Origin of the sequence: Halorubrum sp. SS7 (assembly GCF_005435055.1) — an archaeon.
GTDB lineage: Archaea > Halobacteriota > Halobacteria > Halobacteriales > Haloferacaceae > Halorubrum > Halorubrum salinarum.
Window position 1 is genome coordinate 1 of the sequence record NZ_SGXV01000559.1, and the last position, 259, is coordinate 259.

A 259-nucleotide genomic window follows, 5' to 3' on the forward strand; every position below is an offset into this window, starting at 1 on the left:
AGATGTCGTCAGCGATCGTGCGAACGTGACGCCAGGTGTTCTAGATGAACACTACGACCGCCGGAGCCAGCGCAAAAGGATGGAACAACGACGAGGGTTTCTGGACAATATTTAAATTTTCTCATCAATATAGTACTAATATCTAATATTTAGACTAAAGTAGTCAAAGATGTGAGTATATTCAGTTTGTGCTGTCATTTCCGTTACATCTAACCAGAAATTCTGCTACCGTACGTCCACTAAGTTTGTTCTCAATCGT

General features: G+C 41.3%; 1 pseudogene. It reads left to right on the top strand.

What is annotated here, in order from left to right:
* Positions 1-115 (top strand): annotated as a pseudogene (locus tag EXE44_RS21765) (site-specific integrase); the annotation flags it as partial.
* Between the last annotated feature and the right edge of the window lie 144 nt (positions 116-259).